Below are 19,277 nucleotides of genomic sequence, written 5' to 3' on the forward strand. Positions count from 1 at the left end.
CCGTCCATGCGATTGGGTATCGATGTAGGGGGCACGAATACGGACGCCGTTCTGGTTTCAGGACGGACCGTATTGGGCTCGGCAAAGCGGCCGACCACCGGCGACGTCAGCAGCGGCATTGTGAGCGCAACTCGCGCCGTGCTCGATGCTGCCGCCGTCCAGGCGTCGCAGATCGAAGGCGTGATGATAGGCACCACGCACTTCGTCAATGCACTGGTCGAGCGCAAAGGGTTGCTCGGCGTCGGCGTATTGCGCCTGGCGGGAGCAGCCGGCGAAGCACTGCCACCGATGAGTGGCTGGCCCGAGGATCTGAAGCGTTGTATCGGCGGCGTGAGCTTTCAGCTGCCCGGCGGCTACGAGTTCGACGGTCAGGAGAACACGGCGTTCAATGAGAATGCGGTGCGTAACGCGGCTCTGCAATTGCGCCGGAAGGGACTGCAGTCCGTGGCCATTTCGTGCGTGTTTTCGCCCATCAATCGATCGATGGAGCAGCGGGCGGCGGCGCTCGTCAAGGAAGTCGCACCGGAGATCTCCATCACGGTGTCGAGCGCATTGGGACGCATCGGCTTTCTGGAACGTGAGAACGCGACCATCCTGAATGCCTCGCTGTCGCGAATGGCGCGGCACGTGATGGCTTCGTTCACCAGCGCGTTTTCGGATATGGGCATTCGCGCGCCGCTCTATGTCAGCCAGAACGACGGCACATTGATCTCCGCCAAGTACGCCGCGCAGTATCCGGTACTCACCTTGGGCTCCGGCCCGACCAACAGCATGCGAGGCGCGGCCTTTCTGACTGGCATTCAAGATGCGATCGTGATGGATGTGGGCGGCACGACGACGGATATCGGCGCACTGGTGAATGGGTTCCCGCGCGAATCTTCCATCGCGGTCAACATCGGCGGGGTGCGTACGAACTTCCGCATGCCCGACATCCTGTCGATTGGATTGGGGGGTGGCACACGGATCGATCTGGACGACGACGGCCGGCTGCTCGCGATCGGTCCGGATTCGGTGGGCTATCGATTGTCGGAAGAAGGCTGTTTATTCGGCGGATCGACGCTCACCGCCAGCGATATCGCGGTGAAAGCCGGGCTGGCGCGCTTCGGCAGTCCCGAGAAAATCCCGGCGCTCCGTGACGGCGTGACCGAACAAATCCTCGCGCGCTTCCGCGCCATCTTCGAAGACGGCATCGATCGCATGAAGACCGCGGCGGCCGATGTGCCCGTCGTGCTCGTCGGCGGCGGCAGCATGCTGGTCCCGTCTGAATTGAAAGGCGCATCGAAAGTGGTCAAGCCCGAGCACGCGTCGGTGGCGAATGCGGTGGGCGCTGCCATTGCTCAGGTTGGCGCGGAAGTCGACCGCATCGTGGCTTACGACAGTCAGGATCGCGACCAGGCGCTCCAGGAGATCGAGCGGGAAGCGGCGGAGCGGGCGATTGCCGCTGGCGCCGACGCGAGTACGGTGCGACTCGTCGATGTCGAAGAAACGTATCTTTCCTATCTTCCCGGCAACACCGTGCAGCTGCGCGCCAAGGTGGTAGGAGATCTGGGGGTGAGTGCCGCATGAACGCATCCCCCAAACTCAAAGGCAAGACGCTGACGCTCGAGGACGTCGCCGACCTGGCGCGTGGTTGTGCATTCCTCGGCTCGGGCGGTGGTGGCGATCCGCACACCGCGTTCATGGAGATCGAGGCGGCGCTGGCGGATGGCGATGTCGTCGAGCTCATCGATGTGGCGTCGTTGCCAGACGATGCATTCCTCGCACCGTGCGGTTGGATCGGCGCGCCTACGATCTCAGCGGAGAAACTTCCGAGCGGACGCGAGGCGTTGCAGGGCCTGCGCAAGTTGGAATCGATCTCTGGCCGACGGGTGGATGCGGTACTGCCTGTCGAAGTCGGCGGCAGCAATGGCCTCGCGGCGCTCGTGCTTGCGCTCAGAGCCGGCGTTCCGGTCGTGGACTGCGACGGCATGGGTCGCGCCTTCCCCGAATCGCAAATGGTGATCTTCAACATCCGCGGCCAGCAGGCGTGTCCCGCCATCCTCACCGACGACAAGGGCAATTGCGTCGTGCTGGAGACCGTCGACAACGTGAGCGAGGAGCGCCTGGCTCGCTCGGTCGCGGTCACGCTCGGCGGCTCATGTCATCTCATTGAATACTCCGCCTTCGCTCGTGAAATGAAGGCGAACGCGCTACGAGGCACGATCTCCGATGCGCTCGCCATCGGCAGCAGTATTCGCATCGCGCGCGAGGCCGGGCACGATCCTTTCGAAGCGCTGTTTAAAACGCTCAAGTCTTCCAGACAGTTCGGCAAGGCCGGCGTGCTGTTCGACGGCAAGATCGTCGATCTGAAACGCGAGACCCGCAACGGCTTCTCGGTCGGCCGCGCGGTGATCGATGCGTTCGGCGGCGGGCAGCGCATGGAAGTGGAATTCAAGAACGAGAATCTGATCGCGCGCTTGAACGGTGAAGTGCGCGCGCTGGTGCCCGACATCATCAGCATTCTCGATCGCGAGACCGCCGAGACCATCGTTACCGAATGTCTGAAATACGGTCAGCGCGTGAAGGTCGTCGGTGCGAGCGCTCCGCAAGCACTGTGTTCGCCACAGTCCCTGGCCGTGCTGGGGCCCGCTGCTTTCGGCTTTGCCGGACCCTATCGCTCGATCGCCGAGCTCAACGGATGGACCTGAGGTTCCTGTCGACCCATGGTTAGTGCCGTCAACGAACCCAAGACCACCGAGCACTTCGCCAACGCGCCGGTGCCGGAGAGCGAAACCGTCGGCGGCTGGCGGGTCGCGCTCATCCTGATCGGGTTCGCGATCTCGCTGCCCAGCTTTCTCAGCAGCGCGCAAATCTCGGCTGCGCTGGGCATGCGCGATGCGGTGTTGGTGGGATTCGTCGCTGGACTGATCCTGTGCGCGATGGGCTGCCTCACTTCTTTGGTCAGCGTGCGAACGCGGCTCACCACTTATCTGCTGGTACAGCGATCCTTCGGCATCCGGGGCGCCGCGCTGGTGAACATCGCGATCGCATTCGTGCACTTCGGCTGGTTCGGCGTGAACGCAGCGTTCTTTGGCGACGCGATGGTCGCGGGCACGCAGGAAGTCCTGGGGGTCTCGGGTCCGTTCGCGGCGTTCGTGATCGTCGGCGGCTTGCTCATGGCGATCACGACGATCTACGGTTTTCGCGCACTCGACCGGTTGGCATTGTTCGCTGTGCCCATTCTTGCATTGATCCTGGGCGCGGTAGTGGTCATGGCGGTGCGTCGCTATGGTGTCGTATCCGCGCCCGATCCGACGCCACCCGAGCCGATGACCTTTGGAATCGCGCTGTCCGCGCTGATCGGCGGCAACATGCTCACCGTCGCGGCGATGCCCGATCTCACGCGCTATATCCGTTCAGCTCGCGAATCCATCCTGGGCATGGTGCTGTCATTTCCTGTGGCGACGCCGCTGCTCACATTGGCCGCCGCCATTCCTGTGCTGGCGACCGGTGAGATCGACATCATGAAGCTGATCATCGGCTTCGGGCTCGGCGTGCCGGCGCTGCTGGTGCTGATTCTGTCCACCTGGACCATCAATTCCGCGAATCTGTATTCAGCCAGCCTCAGTCTGACCGCGACGTTCCCTCGTGTTCCGCAGTGGAAGTTCACGATGGTCGCTGGCCTGCTGGGTTCGTTGATCGCGGTGGGCGGCATTCTGGACGCGTTCGTGTCGTTCCTGTTGCTACTCGGCGCCATCATTCCGCCGATCGCGGCCATCTATGTGATCGACGCCTTCCGCTCGAACAGCACGCGAGCGCCCGTGCACTGGCCGGCCATCGTGACCTGGGTTGTATCGGCCGGCATCGCGTTGCTCGCCAATTCCGGTTTCTTCACGTTGACCACGGTGCCCGCGCTCGACGCAACGCTCGCCGCGTCATTGATTTACGGCATTTGGTCGCGACGCGGACGGGTATGAGGGACGCCTGCGCGGGTAGTTCCTGACGGGCGGTGGGTAGTGGGCTAGCCACCGTCGGCTTCGAGCCCTAGCTTCCATTGCAACGCTGGCGATATTTCCAAAGATCAGCATGGGGAGTGAAGGATGAACAAGATTTCCATGGCCGTTGCCTGTGCGCTGGCGCTCGCTTCGGCACAACGTGCGCACGCCGCCGACGCAGAAACGCTCGAGGAAGTGACGGTCCTCGCGGATCGTGCCGGCGCCGCGACCAAGACAGACACGCTGATCGTCGAGATTCCGCAATCCATCAGCGTCGTCACCGCCGAGCAGATCATGGAACGCGGCGCGACGAGTTATCAGGAAGTGTTTCGTTATTCCGCCGGCGTGGCCACCGAGTTGTCCGGCGGCGACACGCGGTCGGATTACTTCGCGGCGCGCGGCTTTGCTCTGAAGCAGTATCTCGACGGCCTGAACAAAACGCCGAAGGGGCTGTATGGCTCGACCACCGAAGTCTTTACCCTCGAACGAGCGGAAGTGCTGCGCGGCCCGTCGGCCGTGTTGTACGGCGCCGGCAGCTCGGGCGGTTTGTTGAACGCGGTCAGCAAACGACCGCAGTTCACGATGGGCGGCGAGATCGGCGTGCAGTTCGGCAACTGGGATCGCAAGCAACTCCAGGTGGATCTCACCGGTCCGTTGGGTGAGGACTTCGCGGCACGTTTCGTCGGCGTCGTGCGCAACGGCGATCTGATGTGGGAAGGCCAGGCGAACGACAAATACGTCGCCATGCCGTCGTTCACCTGGAAGCCGGGCGAGAACACCGACGTGACGCTGATCGGCCTGTATCAGAAGGAAGACATGGGCACGCAGACCTATCTGCCCATGTCCAAGACGCTGCAGGCCAGCGCCAGCAATCCGAAGATTCCCATCGATTTCTTTGTCGGTGAGCCGGACTTCAATCACATGAAGACCGACCAGTACGCCATTACCCTGCTGGTGAATCATCGCTTCAACGATCTGGTGGCGGTGTCGAGCAACACGCGTTACCTGGATCAGACGGTGGACTACGGCGAGGTCTATCCGACCTTCAACTATGGCGTCGATACATTCATCGATCCGCAGCGGACCACGCTGACGCGCGCGTTCTATCTGCTCGATGACTCCTACACCATCGTCAATTCCGACAATCATGCCCAGCTCGATTTCCAGACCGGCCCGCTGAGCCACAAGATCCTGGTCGGCATCGACTACACGCTGTTCGAGCAGGACCGTCGCGAAGGCTATTCGTGCGTCTTCTACTATCCGGGCTGCTTCGAGCAGATGACGATCCCGCTGAACGTCTACAATCCGGTGTACGGGCAGTCGTTCAATTACGGCTACAGCAATGGGTTCGACAGCCGCAGCACCCAGCTCGGCGTCTATCTGCAGGATCAGATGAAAGTCGGCGAGCGCGTTTCGTTCGTGCTCGGTGTGCGCCGTGATCGCGCCACTTCCGAAGCCACGCTCAGCCCGAAGGACACGATCGACGCGACCACGTTCAAGGTCGGTGTGATCGCCGAAGTGTTCAAGGGCTTCTCGCCGTTCGCGAGCTACTCCGAATCGTTCTCGCCGATCTTCGGTGGCGACTTCTACGGCAATCCCTACAAGCCGCAGGAAGGCGAGCAGTACGAAGCCGGCATCAAGTGGCAGCCGTTCCGGAACAGCCTGATCACCGCGACCTACTTCGATATCGAGGACAGCAACTTCCTCACCAGCGATCCGAGCAACCTGCAGAACTTCATCCAGAGCGGCGTGATCGGTTCCAAGGGCGTCGAGCTGGAGGCGGAAGTCAGCTTCGACATGGGCCTGCGCGTCAACGCCAGCTGGAGCTACACCAATGCGGAAGTGCTCGAAGGCACCTCGTCGCATCCGGCGGGCGACCGCATCGAAGATCTGCCGAATCATCTGGCTTCGTTGTGGTTGAGCCAGATGCTGTACGTCAACAACGACCTCACGATGCGCTTCGGTGCCGGCGTGCGACGCGTGGGTGACAAACTGGATTACTACCAGATCCAGAAGACGCCAGCCGTCACGCTGGTGGATGCCAGCGCCGAGGCGACTTATAAAGACTGGAGCCTGTCGCTCAACGTGAACAACGTGTCCGACAAGGAGTACTACGCCACTTGCGCCGCGTGGGCCGTGCCGTTCGAAGGGATGTGCACGCCGGGACAGACGCGCAGCATCCTCGGCACCGTGAGCAAGAAATTCTGAGATCGGGAGACAGCGTGGATCGAATGCATTCGATGAGCAAGAGTGAGCGCGCACCGGGGCGCCTCGCTCGCGGCATGACGCCACGGCTGGTGGCCTTAGCGATAGTGGCACTTGCTACGGCGTGCTCGAAGCAAACGCCTCAGCCGGCAGCCGAAAGCGCGGCGGAACTGGTGTTCAAGAACGGGACCATCTACACCGTCGATGCCAGCAAGCCGACGGCGACCTCCATCGCAGTTCGTGGCGGCAAGATCGCCGCCGTCGGTGCCGATGCGGATACCGCTGCACTGATCGGTGCGCAGACCAAGATCGTCGATCTGCAAGGCCGGCTGATGTTGCCGGCCTTTCACGATGCGCACACTCATCCTGTGTGGGGCGGCTTGAGTCATGCCGGCTGCAATCTCTACGACGGTAACTCGCCTGAGGACTATCAGAAAATCATCGCGAAGTGCGCGACCGACGAACCCGGCGACGGGTGGATCTATGGCTCGGGTTGGAAAGACGGTTTGTTTCCTCCCGATGGCGTGCCCGACAAAAAGCTACTGGACGCGGTCGTGCCGAACCGGCCGGTGGCTTTCACGAACGTCGGCGGACACGGCATCTGGGTGAATTCCAAAGCCCTAGAGGTCGCGGGCATCACGCGGGACACCCAGGATCCGCCGAACGGTCGCATCGATCGTGACAAGAAAGGCGAGCCCATCGGGTCGTTCCAGGAAGCGGCGGTGGAGCTGATCGTCAAAAAACTCCCGCCGCCCTCGGACAAGGCTCGCGAGCAAGCGCTGGGCTACGCACGCGACTATTTCAACAGCAACGGCATCGTCGGCTGGCATGACGCCCTCGTGCCGATCTCCGGCGATGAGCCCGGCCAGGCGATTCCGCCCGGCGTTCCACAGACCTACGCCGCGATGGCGAAGAACGGCACGCTGAAGGGTCACGTTCGCCTGGCGCTCGCGTGGGACAAGAAACGCGGTGTCGAGCAGGTTCCAGATCTGATTGCCGCTGCCGAGAAGCTTGCCGCCGCGGGTGTGCCTGCGAGATCGGTGAAGTTTCTGCTGGACGGCGTGCCGGCACAGCGCACGGCGGCGCTGATCGAACCGTACTCCGACATGCCCGGATTCAAAGGCGATCTGCACATCGATCCGGCGGTGTTGAAAGACGCAGTCACTCGTCTCGATGCCGCCGATTTTCAGATTCACATCCATGCGATCGGCGATCAAGCGGTGCGGACCGCGCTGGATTCGTTCGCCGCGGCTCGCGAGAAGAACGGCGCGAAGGACCATCGGCATCTGCTGTCGCATGTGAATCTGATCTCCAAAGACGATCTGCCGCGATTCAAGGACCTTGGTGTCGTCGTCATCTTCCAGCCGTTGTGGGCTTGCATGGATGACTACATGGTGTTGGTACGCGATCGCGTCGGGCCGGCGCGTATGGAGCATATGTATCCGGTCAGGAGCCTGCTGAACGCTGGAGGAAGGGTTGCGTATGGATCGGACTGGCCGGTCGCTTCCGCCAATCCGCTGGAAGGCATCGAAGTTGCGTTGACGCGGCTGGCTCCGGGCTCGACCGATGGCGAGCTGTTGGCGCCCGAAGAGCGGGTCACGCTGCAACAAGCCATCGAGAGCTACACCATCGATTCAGCGTATGCCATGCATCTGGAGGATCGCAGCGGCTCGCTGGTGGTGGGCAAGAGCGCCGATCTGGTCGTGCTCGATCATGATCTGTTCAAGATTCCCGCCAACCAGATCGCCAGTACCAAAGTGCTGCTGACGATGTTTGCTGGCGCAGCGGTGCATGGCGATCTGAATGCCGTGTCCGCGCCTGTCGGGGAATAGACCATGGGCGCGGACCAACTGGTCGAGTATCGCAAGCTCTTTATCGGTGGCGCGTGGGTCGCGCCGGAAGAGGGCGGGATGCTGGAGAGCATCGACCCGTCGACCGGCAGACCCTGGGCCTTGGTTGCGTATGGTGGCGCGAAGGATATCGACAAAGCGGTAGCCGCCGCGCGCAAGGCCTTCGGCCCGTGGAGTCGGATGCCGGGTCATGAACGTGCCGCGTTGATGCGCCGGTTCGCCGATCTGTATCGCGAGCGAGCGCCCGAGCTCGCAGTGCTGGAGACGCGCGATAACGGACGCGCGCTCCGTGAATCGCGGGTCGATATTGGCGGTCACGCCACCGCGTATCACTGGTACGCGTCGATGGCGGACAAGAATTCTGGCCGAACCATTCCGATCGACGACAGCGTGCACGCATTCACGACGCGCGTGCCGGTTGGTGTCGTCGGTGCGATTACGCCATGGAATGTGCCGATGATGGCGGCGATGTGGAAACTCGGTCCGGCACTCGCCGCGGGCTGCACGATTGTGTTGAAGCCAGCCGAGCAAACGCCTGTGACGTCGTTGGAGCTGGGCAAACTGTTCGAGCAAGCCGGCTTTCCGCCGGGTGTCGTAAACATCGTGCCGGGCTACGGCAAAGGCGGCGCGGGCGAACGGCTCGTTCAACATCCGGACGTGAACAAGATCGCATTCACCGGCGAAGGCGCGACGGCTCAATCCATTCTGCGCGCCGGTGCGGATACGCTCAAACGGTTTACCTTCGAGCTCGGCGGCAAGGCACCGCACATCATCTTCGCCGATGCCGACATCGAGCAGGCGCTGAATGCCGCGACCGGTTCGGCGTGGGCACTGTGCGGCCAGAGCTGCGCCTTGGGCTCGCGCGTTCTGGTTGAGCGGCCTGTTTATGATCAAGTCGTCGCTGAGTTTTCACGTCGCGCGAAGCGGGTGCGTGTCGGCATGCCATTGTTGGAAAGCACGCATATGGGGCCGCAGGCGCATTCCGAGCAGCTCACGAAGACGCTTTCATACATCGATATCGGTCGCAATGAAGGCGCTGAGCTGGTGGCCGGCGGCCGCCGCTTGAGCGAGGGCGAGCTCGCCGACGGCTATTTCATCGAGCCAACGGTGTTCGCCAACGTTCGCAACGACATGCGTATCGCTCGCGAAGAAATCTTCGGTCCGGTGGCGGCGCTCATTCCCTTCGATGGCGAAGAGGAAGCCATTGCGATGGCCAATGACAGTTCCTATGGACTCGCCGCCGGGTTGTGGACCCGAGATGTCGGCCGGTCGCTGCGGGTTTCATCGCGCATCGAAGCGGGCATCGTCTGGGTCAACACGTATCGCTTCATTCGCTGGTCGACGCCTTACGGCGGCTTCAAGGCCAGCGGTTGGGGACGTGAGAACGGCCTGGAGGGGTTCGATGCGTATCTGGAAACACGCACGACTGTCATCAGCACCGCCGGCCGGTTTCCGGACGCCTACGCTCAATAGAAGTCGATCGGTCAGGGGGATTCATGCGCCTTGCAGGCAAACTCGCCGTCATCACCGCGGCGGCATCGGGAATGGGACGCGCGGGCGTCGAGTTATTTTTGCGTGAAGGCGCCAAGGTCGCGGCGGTCGATATCAACGCGGGCGCGCTCGCCGATCTCGCGGCGCTGATGAGGCAGCAAGGTCACACCATCGAGACCGTTCAGGCTGACCTGTCGCGCACGGAAGAGGCGCGTCGCTCGATCAATGAGGCTGCCGCCAAGCTGGGTGGCATCGATGTGCTGTGGGCGCATGCCGGTATTCCTGGACCCGCCAGCGTCGAAGCTCTGGATCTCACCGAGTACGATCGAGCAATCACGTTGAATGTGACTTCCGCGGTGCTCGGTGCTGGTGAAGTCATCGGGCATATGCGCAAGCGCGGTGGCGGATCGCTGATCTTTACTGCGTCGGTGTCCGGCCTGGTGGGTTCGATGTTCAGCCCGATCTATTCGGCGGCGAAGTTCGCGGTGGTCGGCTTGACCAAATCCCTGGCGCTGCGTTTCGCGGCCGACAAGGTGCGCGTCAATGTCGTGTGTCCCGGGCTTGCGGATACGCCGATGAAGAGCGGTTTCACCGGTCGCTCCGGCGATCCCGCGGAGGCGGCCGCCAATCAAGCGCGGCTGCTCGCCAACGTGCCGATGGGCCGGCTTTGCAAGGCCGAGGAAGTGGCGCACGCCGCGTTGTGGCTCGCGTCGGACGACGCGTCATTTGTGACGGGCGTGGCGCTTCCCATCGACGGGGGATTCACGGCGCGCTGATGAATGGATAGGGCAGCGACAAGAGCGGCATTGCTGGCGCAGCTCGCGGTCGCACTGGCTGCGGCGTTCTTCGCATCGGCGCATGCCGCCGAGCCGCTCAAGATCGGCGTGTTGGCGCCCATCACGGGCGCGACGGCGGCGGACGGCGCGCGTCTGGTCAAAGCACATCAGCTCGCGGTCAAAGAGATCAATGCCGGTGGTGGCATTGCAGGTTTAGAGGGCGCGAAGGTCGAGCTCCTGATCGCCGACACTCAATCGAAACCTGAGGTCGGCCGACACGCCGCCGAGCGTTTGATCGCACGCGATGAAGTCAGCGCGTTGCTCGGGGCCTGGGCGTCGGCGGTGACGATGCCTTCGATGCAAGTGGCCGAGCGTTATCGCACGCCCTTCATTGTGACCAGTGCCGTCACCGATTCGATCACCGAGCGCAATCTGCAGTTCGTATTCAGAGTCTCACCCAAGGGCAGTTGGGCCGCGCGGGATGTCGGCAGCTTCATCAACTATCTGCGCGGCAAGGGCGTGGCGATCGACAAGGTTGCGCTTGCCTACGAGGACGGGCCTTTCGGCCAGGCGGTGTCGAAGGGTTACAAGAAGGGGTTGCCCGCGCAGGGCATTCACATCGTCGGCGAGGAAACGTTTCGCACCGGCTCGCCCGACATGTCCACTCAGGCCGCCAAACTGAAGGCCACGGGCGCGGATCTGCTGCTGATCGTTTGTTACGTCGACGATGAGGTCGTGCTGCTTCGTGCGCTCGCGGCTCAGCGATACAAGCCGAGGGTGCTGGGCTATGGCGGAGGACACGTGCATCCGACCTTGTTGCAGCTCGGGCCGATGGTCGAAGGCGCGTTCGGCATCGTTGAATGGATGCCCGATTTGAAGAAGGCGGCCACCGAGCATTTCGCGGAGGCCTACCAGGCCGCATACGGTGAAATGCCTTTGAGCAACGCCGCGCAGGCCTATGCCGCAACCTGGGCCATTGCGCTCGCGGCCGACGCGGGGCGAAGTCGCGATCCCATCAAACTTCGTGATTCGTTGCGGGCTTTGCGTCTCGATAGCGGTCCGGCTTCGTTGCTGCCCAATGACGCGCTGGCTTTCGACGCAGCCGGCCAGAACAACGTCGGCAACGTTATCTCACAAGTCATCGGCGGACGGTTCGTCACCATCTGGCCCGAAGCCGTCGCCGGCCAATCGCTCAGGTTGGCACACTGATGTCGCTCGATATCTTCCTGCAGGCCATTGTCAGCGGCCTCGCGAACGCGGCGATGTACGCGCTGATCGCGGTGGGACTGACGCTGGTGTTCGGCGTCATGCGCATCATCAACTTCGCGCACGGCGAGTTTCTGATGATCGCGATGTACGCGGGATATTTCGCGTGGTCGTTATTGGGTATCGATCCGATCGTCGCGATCGTGCTGGTGACGCCGGTGCTGATGATTCTGGGCACACTGTTATACAGCGGCGTCATGCGCTTCGCGCTGCGGGTGCCGGAGATCAATCAGATGGCCGTGACGCTCGGGCTGTCGATGCTGTTCCAGCATCTGGCATTGGTTGCGTTCACCGGCGACAACATGCTCGTGACCCAAGCTCGCGCCGTCGCAGGTGTGGAGCTTGGGCCTGTCGTCGTGCAGGTCAATCAGCTGATTGCCTGTGGGATCTCGATGGCTTTGCTCGCCACGCTCTACCTGGTTCTGCAACGGACCGACTTCGGTTTGATCATGCGTGCGGTCGCGCAGTCGCGCGATGGCGCGGCGTTGTCTGGCATCGATGTCACCGGTGTTTATAAATGGGCGATGGCGGTGGGCATCGGCACGCTCGGCGTGGCCGGGCCGCTGCTGGTTTCCATTCTGTATGTGAACCCGCATGTCGGAGCGTTGTTCACGCTCAAGGCGTTCGTCATCGTCATCCTCGGCGGACTCGGCAATTTCACCGGCGCGCTGCTTGGCGCGTTGATCGTCGGATTGGCTGAGAGCATCGCCGGCGCGTGGTTCTCCGCTTCGGTCGCGGCCGCCGTGCCGTTCGTGATCCTGATCTTGATATTGCTGACGCGGCCGGAAGGGTTGATGAACCGGAGCCGCCGGGCATGAGCAGCTTTCGCACTGTGACGATGGTGACCGCCGTTCTGTTGGTCGTCTTCGCGGCGGTGAGCGGCAATCGTTACTACCTGGATATTTTCATCTTCACCTGTTTCTACGGGACGCTCGCCGTCTGTTGGAACATGATGGCCGGGCTGACGGGTCTGATGTCGCTCGGTCATGCGTTGTTCGTGGGGCTCGGTGCATACAGCGTTGCGTGGGGCGTGTCTGTTCATGGGTGGTCGCCGCTCGTGACGTGGCCGATGGGGATGGGGCTCGCCGTGGCTGCGGCATTCGTCATCGGCATGCTCTGCTTTCGTTATGGGCTGCGCGGCTACTTCTTTGCCATCGCGACGCTGGCGTTTGGCGAGGTCGCGTTCTTCATGGTCTCGGCGACGGAAACATTGGGTCGCTCGGACGGCATGATCATGCCGATTTCCTCGACGGATATTCCGGGGCAGTTGCAGTTCTTCGAGAAGTGGCCGTACGCGCTGATCATCATGACCATTCTGATCGGCACCATTGGCGTCGGCGAGGCGCTGATGAGGTCGCGCACCGGCTACTACTGGCGAGCGCTGCGCGACAATGAGCAGGCGGCGGAAGCGCTGGGAGTGAATGCCCGGGCATTCAAGCTGCGCTGTTTCATGCTCAGCGCCGGGATTTCCGCACTCTGCGGCGCGTTCTATGCGAACTATGTTGCTTTCGTCGATCCGCGCTCGGTGCTCGGCGTCGAGCTGTCGATTCAGATGTTGGTGTATTCGATCGTGGGGGGCATGTCGCTACTGTGGGGGCCCCTGGTCGGCGCGGCGGTCCTCGTGCCTTTCAGCATTCTGCTGCGGGATTACAGTGCGATGCCGGGCGGCGATATCGTCGTCTACGCGGTGCTGCTCGCCGTGCTCGCGTTGTTGTTGCCGCAGGGAATCGCAGGCTGGTTCGTTTCGAAGTGGCGGACGTGATTCCATGACGCCGCTGCTCGAAGTGCAGGGTCTGAGCAAGTCCTTCGGGGGCTTGCACGCGCTCAGCGACGTCAGTTTCGACGTCGCCGCGGGTGAGATATTTGCAGTCATCGGTCCGAACGGCGCGGGCAAGACGACGCTGTTCAATTGCCTCGCCGGCGCGGCAGCGCCTACGAGCGGGACGATTCGTCTCGGAGGGGAGCGTATCGATGGTCGGGCGCCGCACGAGATCTGTCATCGAGGGCTCGCGCGAACGTTTCAGCTGGTCAAGCCGTTTCGTGGCATGACGGTGTTGGAGAATGTGAAGGTCGCGGCCTTTTCACGGCACCCATCGGCGAAACAGGCAACCACTGCGGCGCAGGCGGTACTCGATCGTGTCGGCATGGCAGAGCTGGCGGCGGTTGATGCCGAAACGTTGAACGTCGCGCAGTTGCGCCAGCTCGAGATTGCCCGAGCGCTGGCAACGCAGCCGCAGTTGCTGCTCCTCGATGAAATGCTGGCGGGATTGACGGCGACCGAGTCAGCCGCGATGTGCGAGCGGATCCGGCAGTTGCCTCGCGAAGGCATCGCGGTCATTGTCGTCGAACATTCGATCCCGGTAGTGACCAGTCTTTGTTCGCGAGCCGTCGTGTTGTGCTTTGGGAAAGTGCTCAGGCGAGGCGCGACTCGCGAGGTGATCGCCGATCCGCGCGTGCAGGAAGCCTATCTGGGCAACGCGCAGACATGAGTGCACTTCGGCTGAAGAATGTCTGCACCGGTTACGGTCATATCAACGTGGTGCGGAATATCGATCTCGGTATCGCGTCGGGTCAGCGAGTCGCGCTCGTCGGATCGAATGGCGCGGGTAAGAGTACGGTCGTGCGGGCAATCAACGGTCTACTGCCGTTGCGCGAGGGCGACCTTGAATGGAATGGCGCCTCCATCGGCTCCCTGGGTGCATCCCAGCGCACGCGAGCGGGCATCGCGACGGTGCCGGAAGGACGACTGCTATTTCCGGAATGCACCGTGCTCGAGAATCTGCTCGCTGCCGCGACGTTCGGCGATGCCAAGGTGCATCGAGCACAGACCCTGGAGACGGTGTTCGAGTTGTTTCCTCGACTGCGCGAGCGCGCCAGGCAAACGGCCGGCACACTGTCCGGTGGCGAGCAACAGATGGTTGCAATCGGTCGTGCGCTGATGACCCGGCCGCGGCTGTTGATTCTCGACGAGCCGTCGATTGGCCTCGCGCCAAAAGTCGTCGCGGAGATCTTCGATGTGCTGGCCCGCCTGGCGCAGAGTGGATTCAGCTTGCTGCTCGTCGAGCAGAACGTGCAGTTGAGCCTGCGCTCGACCGACTATGCGTACGTGCTGCGCGAGGGGCAGATCGTGTTCGCCGGCGAAAGTGGCGAGCTGTTGGATCATCCCGAGGTCAGGCGCGCGTACCTGGGTGATTGAGCTGGCCGGCGCACTACATTGCTCGCGTGTTCGCCACTTCCATTTGCGATAGAAACGACGCGGGATCCAGCACGAAGTGCGCAGCTCGCGATTCCGCAGCGGCCCGCAACAGCTGCTCCACGTCCGATGGCACGACGCTTTCTGTTTCAACCACCAGAATGGCGAGGCCCAGCTCCCGTGCCATGTGAATCACTTGCTGCAAGAGAGTCATGTTCGGCTCGCGCAGATCGAAGTGCACGACGACTGAAGTCACCTTGCCCTTACGGCGCGACAACTGGATGCCGTCGCTGCGCTCGCTGCCCCATAGGGTGAGATCCGGATACCAGGATTTCCGCTTGCTCAGGGCGCCGCCCAGGACTTCTTCGAGATCCGGGCGCCGATAGGCCCCCCATGCCGTCGCGGGATCGAAGCCGTGCTCGGCAAACAGCGACTGCACATCGCCGCCGCCATCGAGCCAACCCTGCGGCAGAAGCGCTATTGTGAACTGCCAGACGGCCACGGCGCGAACGTCACTTCTTGCACTGATCCGGATCCTTGCTCGCCTGTTTCAAGTAGGCGATCACATCCTTGCGATCCTGTTCCTGAGTGAACCCGGGGAAGCCCATGATCGTGCCCGGCAGCGCCTGGTACGGCGCGGCCAGGAATTCGTCCAGGGTCTTCTCGTCCCAGACCAGGCCCGATGAGCGCATGGCTTCGGAATACGGGAAGCCGGGCACGGTGCCGGCCTTGCGACCGAACAGGCCACAGTGCATCGGTGCGTTCTCGGTGCTGGCCGAGAGCGAGTGGCAGGCGGCGCACTCCTTGGTGTACAGCTCGCGACCGCGAGTCGGGTCGCCGCCTCCGCCGCCGGAGCTGCAGGCCGTCACGGCCAGCGATAGAACACCCGCAAGGATCCAGGTCCCATTCAACTTCGGCGAATACATTCAGACACCTACCGTCTCCCCCGACGGCGGCGGAGTATATCCAACCTGGCCAAGTTGTCCCGGCCGGGCAACGGTGCGGGCGTTTGCGGCCTCGTTGGTCCATAATGCCCCGTTTCGGCCAACTGCCTTTCAGGCCCTGTCATGCAAATTACTCAAGACGCTGTCGCACTGATCCATTACACGCTGACCGACGATGAAGGCAAAACCATCGACAGCTCGGCCGGCGGCGAGCCGCTCGCCTACATCCATGGCAACGGCAATCTGATCCCGGGCCTGGAGCGCGAGTTGGAAGGTAAGGGCGAAGGCGACAAGCTGGACGTGAAAATCACGCCCGCCGACGGTTACGGCGAATTCGACAAGGCCCTGATTCAGCAGGTGCCGCGTCGGGCGCTCAAGGGCGTCGGCAATCTGCACGTCGGCATGCAGTTGCATGCTCAATCGGAGCAGGGTGTGCGCGCGGTGACCATCACCCACATTCAGGGCGACATGGTGACGCTCGACGGCAACCATCCGCTCGCCGGCAAGAACCTCAACTTCCAGGTGGAAATCGTCGGCGTCCGTGCCGCGACCGAGGAAGAACTGGCACACGGCCACGTGCATGGCCCGGGCGGCCATCACCACTGATCACGACCGGCGTGCGCACTATCGACGTGCGTACGCCGAAGATCTTGCACAGCCGCCGGGCGCGGCCTGCCGACATTTCCTGGTCATATCCGCACCGTAGAATGGCGCCGCCTCGGTGGCACACTCCATGCTTGCACAAGGAGTGCTCACTTTCGGTTCGAGGAAATGCCGATGGAAATCACCCCTGATTCCTCACCCGCCAAGCGCACTCGCGCCAAGCCCAAAGTCTCCAAAGATGCAGTCGAAGCGAAGCCGGCCGCGGCAAAAAAACCGCGCGCTGCTCGCAAATCACCGACAGCCAAGACCGCGCAGGCGGAGATGGCCATCGTCGCCGCCACTCTCGAGCCGATGCCCGAAGATGTAGGCAGCATGATCGCCACGGCTGCTTATTACCTGGCCGCCGCGCGGAATTTCATGCCCGGCCACGAGCTGGACGACTGGCTGGAAGCCGAGCGCGTCGTTCACGCCAAGCTGTACGGCTGACGTCTGCACTCATTTCATCGCGCGCGTCTTTGGGAGTAGGCTGGTCCTCCTATAAGAAGGAGGCCCGCGATGCTGCGCGTAAGTTACCTGCTTGCCTTCAAGAACAAGTCCGTGTGGACCATAGGTCCCGATGAGCCGGTGCTGGCAGCCATTCAACTGATGGCCGACAAGCACATCGGCGCGCTGCCAGTGGTGCGCGACCAGGAGCTGGTCGGCATCGTGTCGGAGCGTGATTACGCCCGGAAAGTGATTCTGCTGGGCCGCTCCAGCTCCGATACCCCGGTCTGGCAGATCATGAGCTCACCGGTGACCACGGTGACCGTCGATGAGGGCGTCCACCGTTGCATGGAACTGATGACGGAGCTGCGCATCCGCCACCTGCCGGTCGTGGAAAAAAACCGGCTGGTGGGGATGGTCTCGATCGGCGACTGCGTGAAGGCCGTGATCGAAGAACAGCAGCAGACCATCACCCAGCTGGAGCGGTATATCGCTGGGTGAGAACCCATCCCCTGGCCCCCTCCCGATTCGGGAGGGGGAACAGGATTTTTTTCTTCTGGAATGTTTCGATCAGCCCTGGGCGGTCGCGACGGGCATCGCGTCGTCCAGCAGGCCGCGCTGCAGGGCGCGGTTCACGGCGCTCAGCACGGCGAGCAGTGAGGCGGTCACGATGTTCTCGTGATAGCCGACGCCGAACAGCGTGGCGCGAGCGGGCGTGGTGATTTCGACGAACGCCATGGCCTTCGCGCCGCTGCCCGTGCCCACCGAATGCTCTTCATACGACAGCACGTCGAAGCGCAGACCCAGCGCGTCGACGATGGCGTCGATCGGGCCGTTGCCTTCGCCGTGCAGCAGGGCGCCCTGGCCATTGCACTTCAGTTTCAGCGACAGTCGCTCGACTTCGTGCTGATCGCGCAGGGAAGTGAGTTGGTGCCCGCCATAAACATACGAGCCGTTGTCGCCGAGGAATTCCTGCTGGAACAGTGCCCAGATCTGCTCGGATGACAGTTCCTTGCCGGTCGCGTCGGTGACAGCCTGCACGACCTGGCTGAACTCGATCTGCAAACGGCGCGGCATGGTGATGCCGTAGTCGCGCTCGAGCAGATAAGCGATGCCGCCCTTGCCCGACTGACTGTTGACGCGAATGACCGACTCGTAAGTGCGGCCCACGTCGCGCGGGTCGATCGGCAAATACGGAATCTCCCAAATGTCGCCTTCGCGGCGAGCGGCGAACCCTTTCTTGATCGCGTCCTGATGCGAGCCCGAGAACGCGGTGAACACCAGGTCGCCGACGTACGGATGACGCGGATGAATCGGCAGCTGATTGCAATGTTCGGCAATGCGCGCCGCTTCGTTGATGTTCGAGAAGTCCAGGCCCGGATGAACGCCCTGCGTGTACATGTTCAACGCCAGCGTCACGACGTCGACGTTGCCGGTGCGTTCGCCGTTACCGAACAACGTGCCTTCGACACGGTCGGCGCCGGCCATCATGCCCAGCTCGGCGGCCGCGACACCGGTGCCGCGATCGTTGTGAGGATGCAGGGACAGGAGGATGCAATCGCGGTTCTTCACATGACGCAGGAACCACTCGATCTGGTCGGCATAAATATTCGGCGTTGCCATCTCCACCGTAGCCGGCAGATTGATGATGACTCTGCGTTCCGGCGTCGGCTGTAACACCGCGTTCACGGCGTCGCAGATCTCAACGGCGAAGTCCAGTTCCGTGCCGGTGAAGCTTTCGGGGCTGTACTCGAAACGCCAGTCGGTTTCCGGATGGCGCTCGGCATGCTCGCGTACACACTGTGCTGCTTTGACGGCGATATCGGTGATGCCGGCGCGGTCCAGGCCGAACACCACGCGCCGCTGCACAGTGGAGGTGGAATTGTAGAAATGAACGATGGCGCGCCGGGCGCCTTTGAGCGCCTCGTAGGTGCGGGCGATCAGCTCGGGGCGACACTGCACCAGGACCTGAATGGTGACGTCGTCCGGAATCAGGTTCTGCTCGATGAGCTCGCGACAGAAGTCGAAGTCGGTCTGGGAGGCGGCCGGAAAGCCCACTTCAATTTCCTTGAAGCCGGTCTTCACCAGCAGATCGAACATGCGGCGTTTGCGGGCGCCGTCCATGGGTTCGATCAGGGCCTGGTTGCCATCGCGCAGGTCGACGCTGCACCACAGGGGGGGCGCGCTGATGACTTTGCTCGGCCAGGTGCGGTCGGGCAGCGGGATGGGGGCGAATGAACGATATTTGCTCGAGGGTTCCTGCATCATGGTTCCGTTTCCTATATCGCAGCTGGCAATGACCTTGTCAGCCGCTGAAAGCGAATCGAATTACGGGACTTATTTTTTAGCGCCGATCCCGGGTCTCATTTCAGAGGGGGAGGCGAGGGTGTGATGTGTGCGTCTAGCGACGCAGGTGCAGGCGCGCACGCAGCAGCCCACTGCCGGGGGGCAGAGCAGACATTTGCTGGTTCGTACGCATGTGCATGAATCTA

General features: G+C 62.5%; 18 protein-coding genes. 15 read left to right on the forward strand and 3 right to left on the reverse strand.

Going from position 1 to position 19,277, the window contains the following annotated elements; translation table 11 throughout:
- Positions 1 to 6: 6 nt before the first annotated feature.
- From EKO19_RS37505 to EKO19_RS37560, 12 genes are all read left to right on the forward strand, one after another.
- Positions 7 to 1,566 (forward strand): hydantoinase/oxoprolinase N-terminal domain-containing protein, encoded by a 1,560-nt coding sequence (locus EKO19_RS37505; protein ID WP_129782568.1) that lies wholly within the window; start codon positions 7 to 9, stop codon positions 1,564 to 1,566.
- Positions 1,563 to 2,687 carry a DUF917 domain-containing protein gene (locus tag EKO19_RS37510; protein WP_129782569.1) on the forward strand — a complete coding sequence of 375 codons (1,125 nt, stop codon included), beginning with the start codon at positions 1,563 to 1,565 and terminating at the stop codon, positions 2,685 to 2,687. Before EKO19_RS37505 ends, EKO19_RS37510 begins: the two co-directional genes overlap by 4 nt.
- Positions 2,688 to 2,702: 15 nt before the next feature.
- On the forward strand, positions 2,703 to 3,956 hold the full coding sequence (locus tag EKO19_RS37515; protein ID WP_129782570.1) for a cytosine permease: 1,254 nt from the start codon (positions 2,703 to 2,705) through the stop codon (positions 3,954 to 3,956).
- 123 nt (positions 3,957 to 4,079) lie between these two features.
- Positions 4,080 to 6,182 (forward strand): TonB-dependent siderophore receptor, encoded by a 2,103-nt coding sequence (locus EKO19_RS37520; RefSeq protein ID WP_129782571.1) that lies wholly within the window; start codon positions 4,080 to 4,082, stop codon positions 6,180 to 6,182.
- A gap of 23 nt (positions 6,183 to 6,205) precedes the next feature.
- Positions 6,206 to 8,011 (forward strand): amidohydrolase, encoded by a 1,806-nt coding sequence (locus EKO19_RS37525; protein ID WP_246039051.1) that lies wholly within the window; start codon positions 6,206 to 6,208, stop codon positions 8,009 to 8,011.
- Positions 8,012 to 8,014: 3 nt separating this feature from the next.
- A complete protein-coding gene (locus EKO19_RS37530) occupies positions 8,015 to 9,502 on the forward strand; it encodes an aldehyde dehydrogenase (RefSeq protein ID WP_129782573.1) in 1,488 nt (495 codons plus the stop codon).
- 23 nt (positions 9,503 to 9,525) lie between these two features.
- On the forward strand, positions 9,526 to 10,296 hold the full coding sequence (locus EKO19_RS37535; RefSeq protein ID WP_129782574.1) for an SDR family NAD(P)-dependent oxidoreductase: 771 nt from the start codon (positions 9,526 to 9,528) through the stop codon (positions 10,294 to 10,296).
- 3 nt (positions 10,297 to 10,299) lie between these two features.
- Positions 10,300 to 11,505: an ABC transporter substrate-binding protein gene (locus EKO19_RS37540; protein ID WP_129782575.1), complete on the forward strand. Its 1,206-nt coding sequence runs from the start codon at positions 10,300 to 10,302 to the stop codon at positions 11,503 to 11,505.
- A complete protein-coding gene (locus tag EKO19_RS37545; RefSeq protein WP_129782576.1) occupies positions 11,505 to 12,380 on the forward strand; it encodes a branched-chain amino acid ABC transporter permease in 876 nt (291 codons plus the stop codon). The genes EKO19_RS37540 and EKO19_RS37545 overlap by 1 nt, the downstream gene beginning before the upstream one ends.
- Entirely contained in the window at positions 12,377 to 13,324 is a 948-nt protein-coding gene (locus EKO19_RS37550; protein WP_129782577.1) for a branched-chain amino acid ABC transporter permease, read from the forward strand. The genes EKO19_RS37545 and EKO19_RS37550 overlap by 4 nt, the downstream gene beginning before the upstream one ends.
- Positions 13,325 to 13,328: 4 nt before the next feature.
- The gene (locus EKO19_RS37555; RefSeq protein ID WP_129782578.1) at positions 13,329 to 14,051 is read left to right on the forward strand and encodes an ABC transporter ATP-binding protein; all 723 of its coding nucleotides are present in this window, start codon (positions 13,329 to 13,331) and stop codon (positions 14,049 to 14,051) included.
- Positions 14,048 to 14,758 (forward strand): ABC transporter ATP-binding protein, encoded by a 711-nt coding sequence (locus EKO19_RS37560; protein ID WP_129782579.1) that lies wholly within the window; start codon positions 14,048 to 14,050, stop codon positions 14,756 to 14,758. The genes EKO19_RS37555 and EKO19_RS37560 overlap by 4 nt, the downstream gene beginning before the upstream one ends.
- A gap of 13 nt (positions 14,759 to 14,771) precedes the next feature.
- Here EKO19_RS37560 and EKO19_RS37565 read toward each other — a convergent pair whose 3' ends face one another.
- The gene (locus EKO19_RS37565; protein ID WP_129782580.1) at positions 14,772 to 15,257 is read right to left on the reverse strand and encodes a hypothetical protein; all 486 of its coding nucleotides are present in this window, start codon (positions 15,255 to 15,257) and stop codon (positions 14,772 to 14,774) included.
- A 10-nt stretch (positions 15,258 to 15,267) separates the two neighbouring features.
- Positions 15,268 to 15,681: a c-type cytochrome gene (locus EKO19_RS37570; protein WP_129782581.1), complete on the reverse strand. Its 414-nt coding sequence runs from the start codon at positions 15,679 to 15,681 to the stop codon at positions 15,268 to 15,270.
- 141 nt (positions 15,682 to 15,822) lie between these two features.
- Between EKO19_RS37570 and EKO19_RS37575 the strand changes: the two genes are divergently transcribed.
- The 3 genes from EKO19_RS37575 (at position 15,823) to EKO19_RS37585 (ending at position 17,286) form a co-directional block, all read left to right on the forward strand.
- On the forward strand, positions 15,823 to 16,305 hold the full coding sequence (locus tag EKO19_RS37575) for an FKBP-type peptidyl-prolyl cis-trans isomerase (protein WP_129782582.1): 483 nt from the start codon (positions 15,823 to 15,825) through the stop codon (positions 16,303 to 16,305).
- Positions 16,306 to 16,476: 171 nt separating this feature from the next.
- The gene (locus tag EKO19_RS37580) at positions 16,477 to 16,788 is read left to right on the forward strand and encodes a DUF2934 domain-containing protein (protein WP_129782583.1); all 312 of its coding nucleotides are present in this window, start codon (positions 16,477 to 16,479) and stop codon (positions 16,786 to 16,788) included.
- Between the two features lie 69 nt (positions 16,789 to 16,857).
- Positions 16,858 to 17,286: a CBS domain-containing protein gene (locus tag EKO19_RS37585; protein WP_129782584.1), complete on the forward strand. Its 429-nt coding sequence runs from the start codon at positions 16,858 to 16,860 to the stop codon at positions 17,284 to 17,286.
- 69 nt (positions 17,287 to 17,355) lie between these two features.
- Here the strand turns inward: EKO19_RS37585 and leuA are convergent, their stop codons facing one another.
- The gene (leuA, locus tag EKO19_RS37590; protein ID WP_129782585.1) at positions 17,356 to 19,053 is read right to left on the reverse strand and encodes a 2-isopropylmalate synthase; all 1,698 of its coding nucleotides are present in this window, start codon (positions 19,051 to 19,053) and stop codon (positions 17,356 to 17,358) included.
- Between the last annotated feature and the right edge of the window lie 224 nt (positions 19,054 to 19,277).

This window comes from Peristeroidobacter soli (assembly GCF_004138485.1).
Taxonomy (GTDB): domain Bacteria; phylum Pseudomonadota; class Gammaproteobacteria; order Steroidobacterales; family Steroidobacteraceae; genus Steroidobacter; species Steroidobacter soli.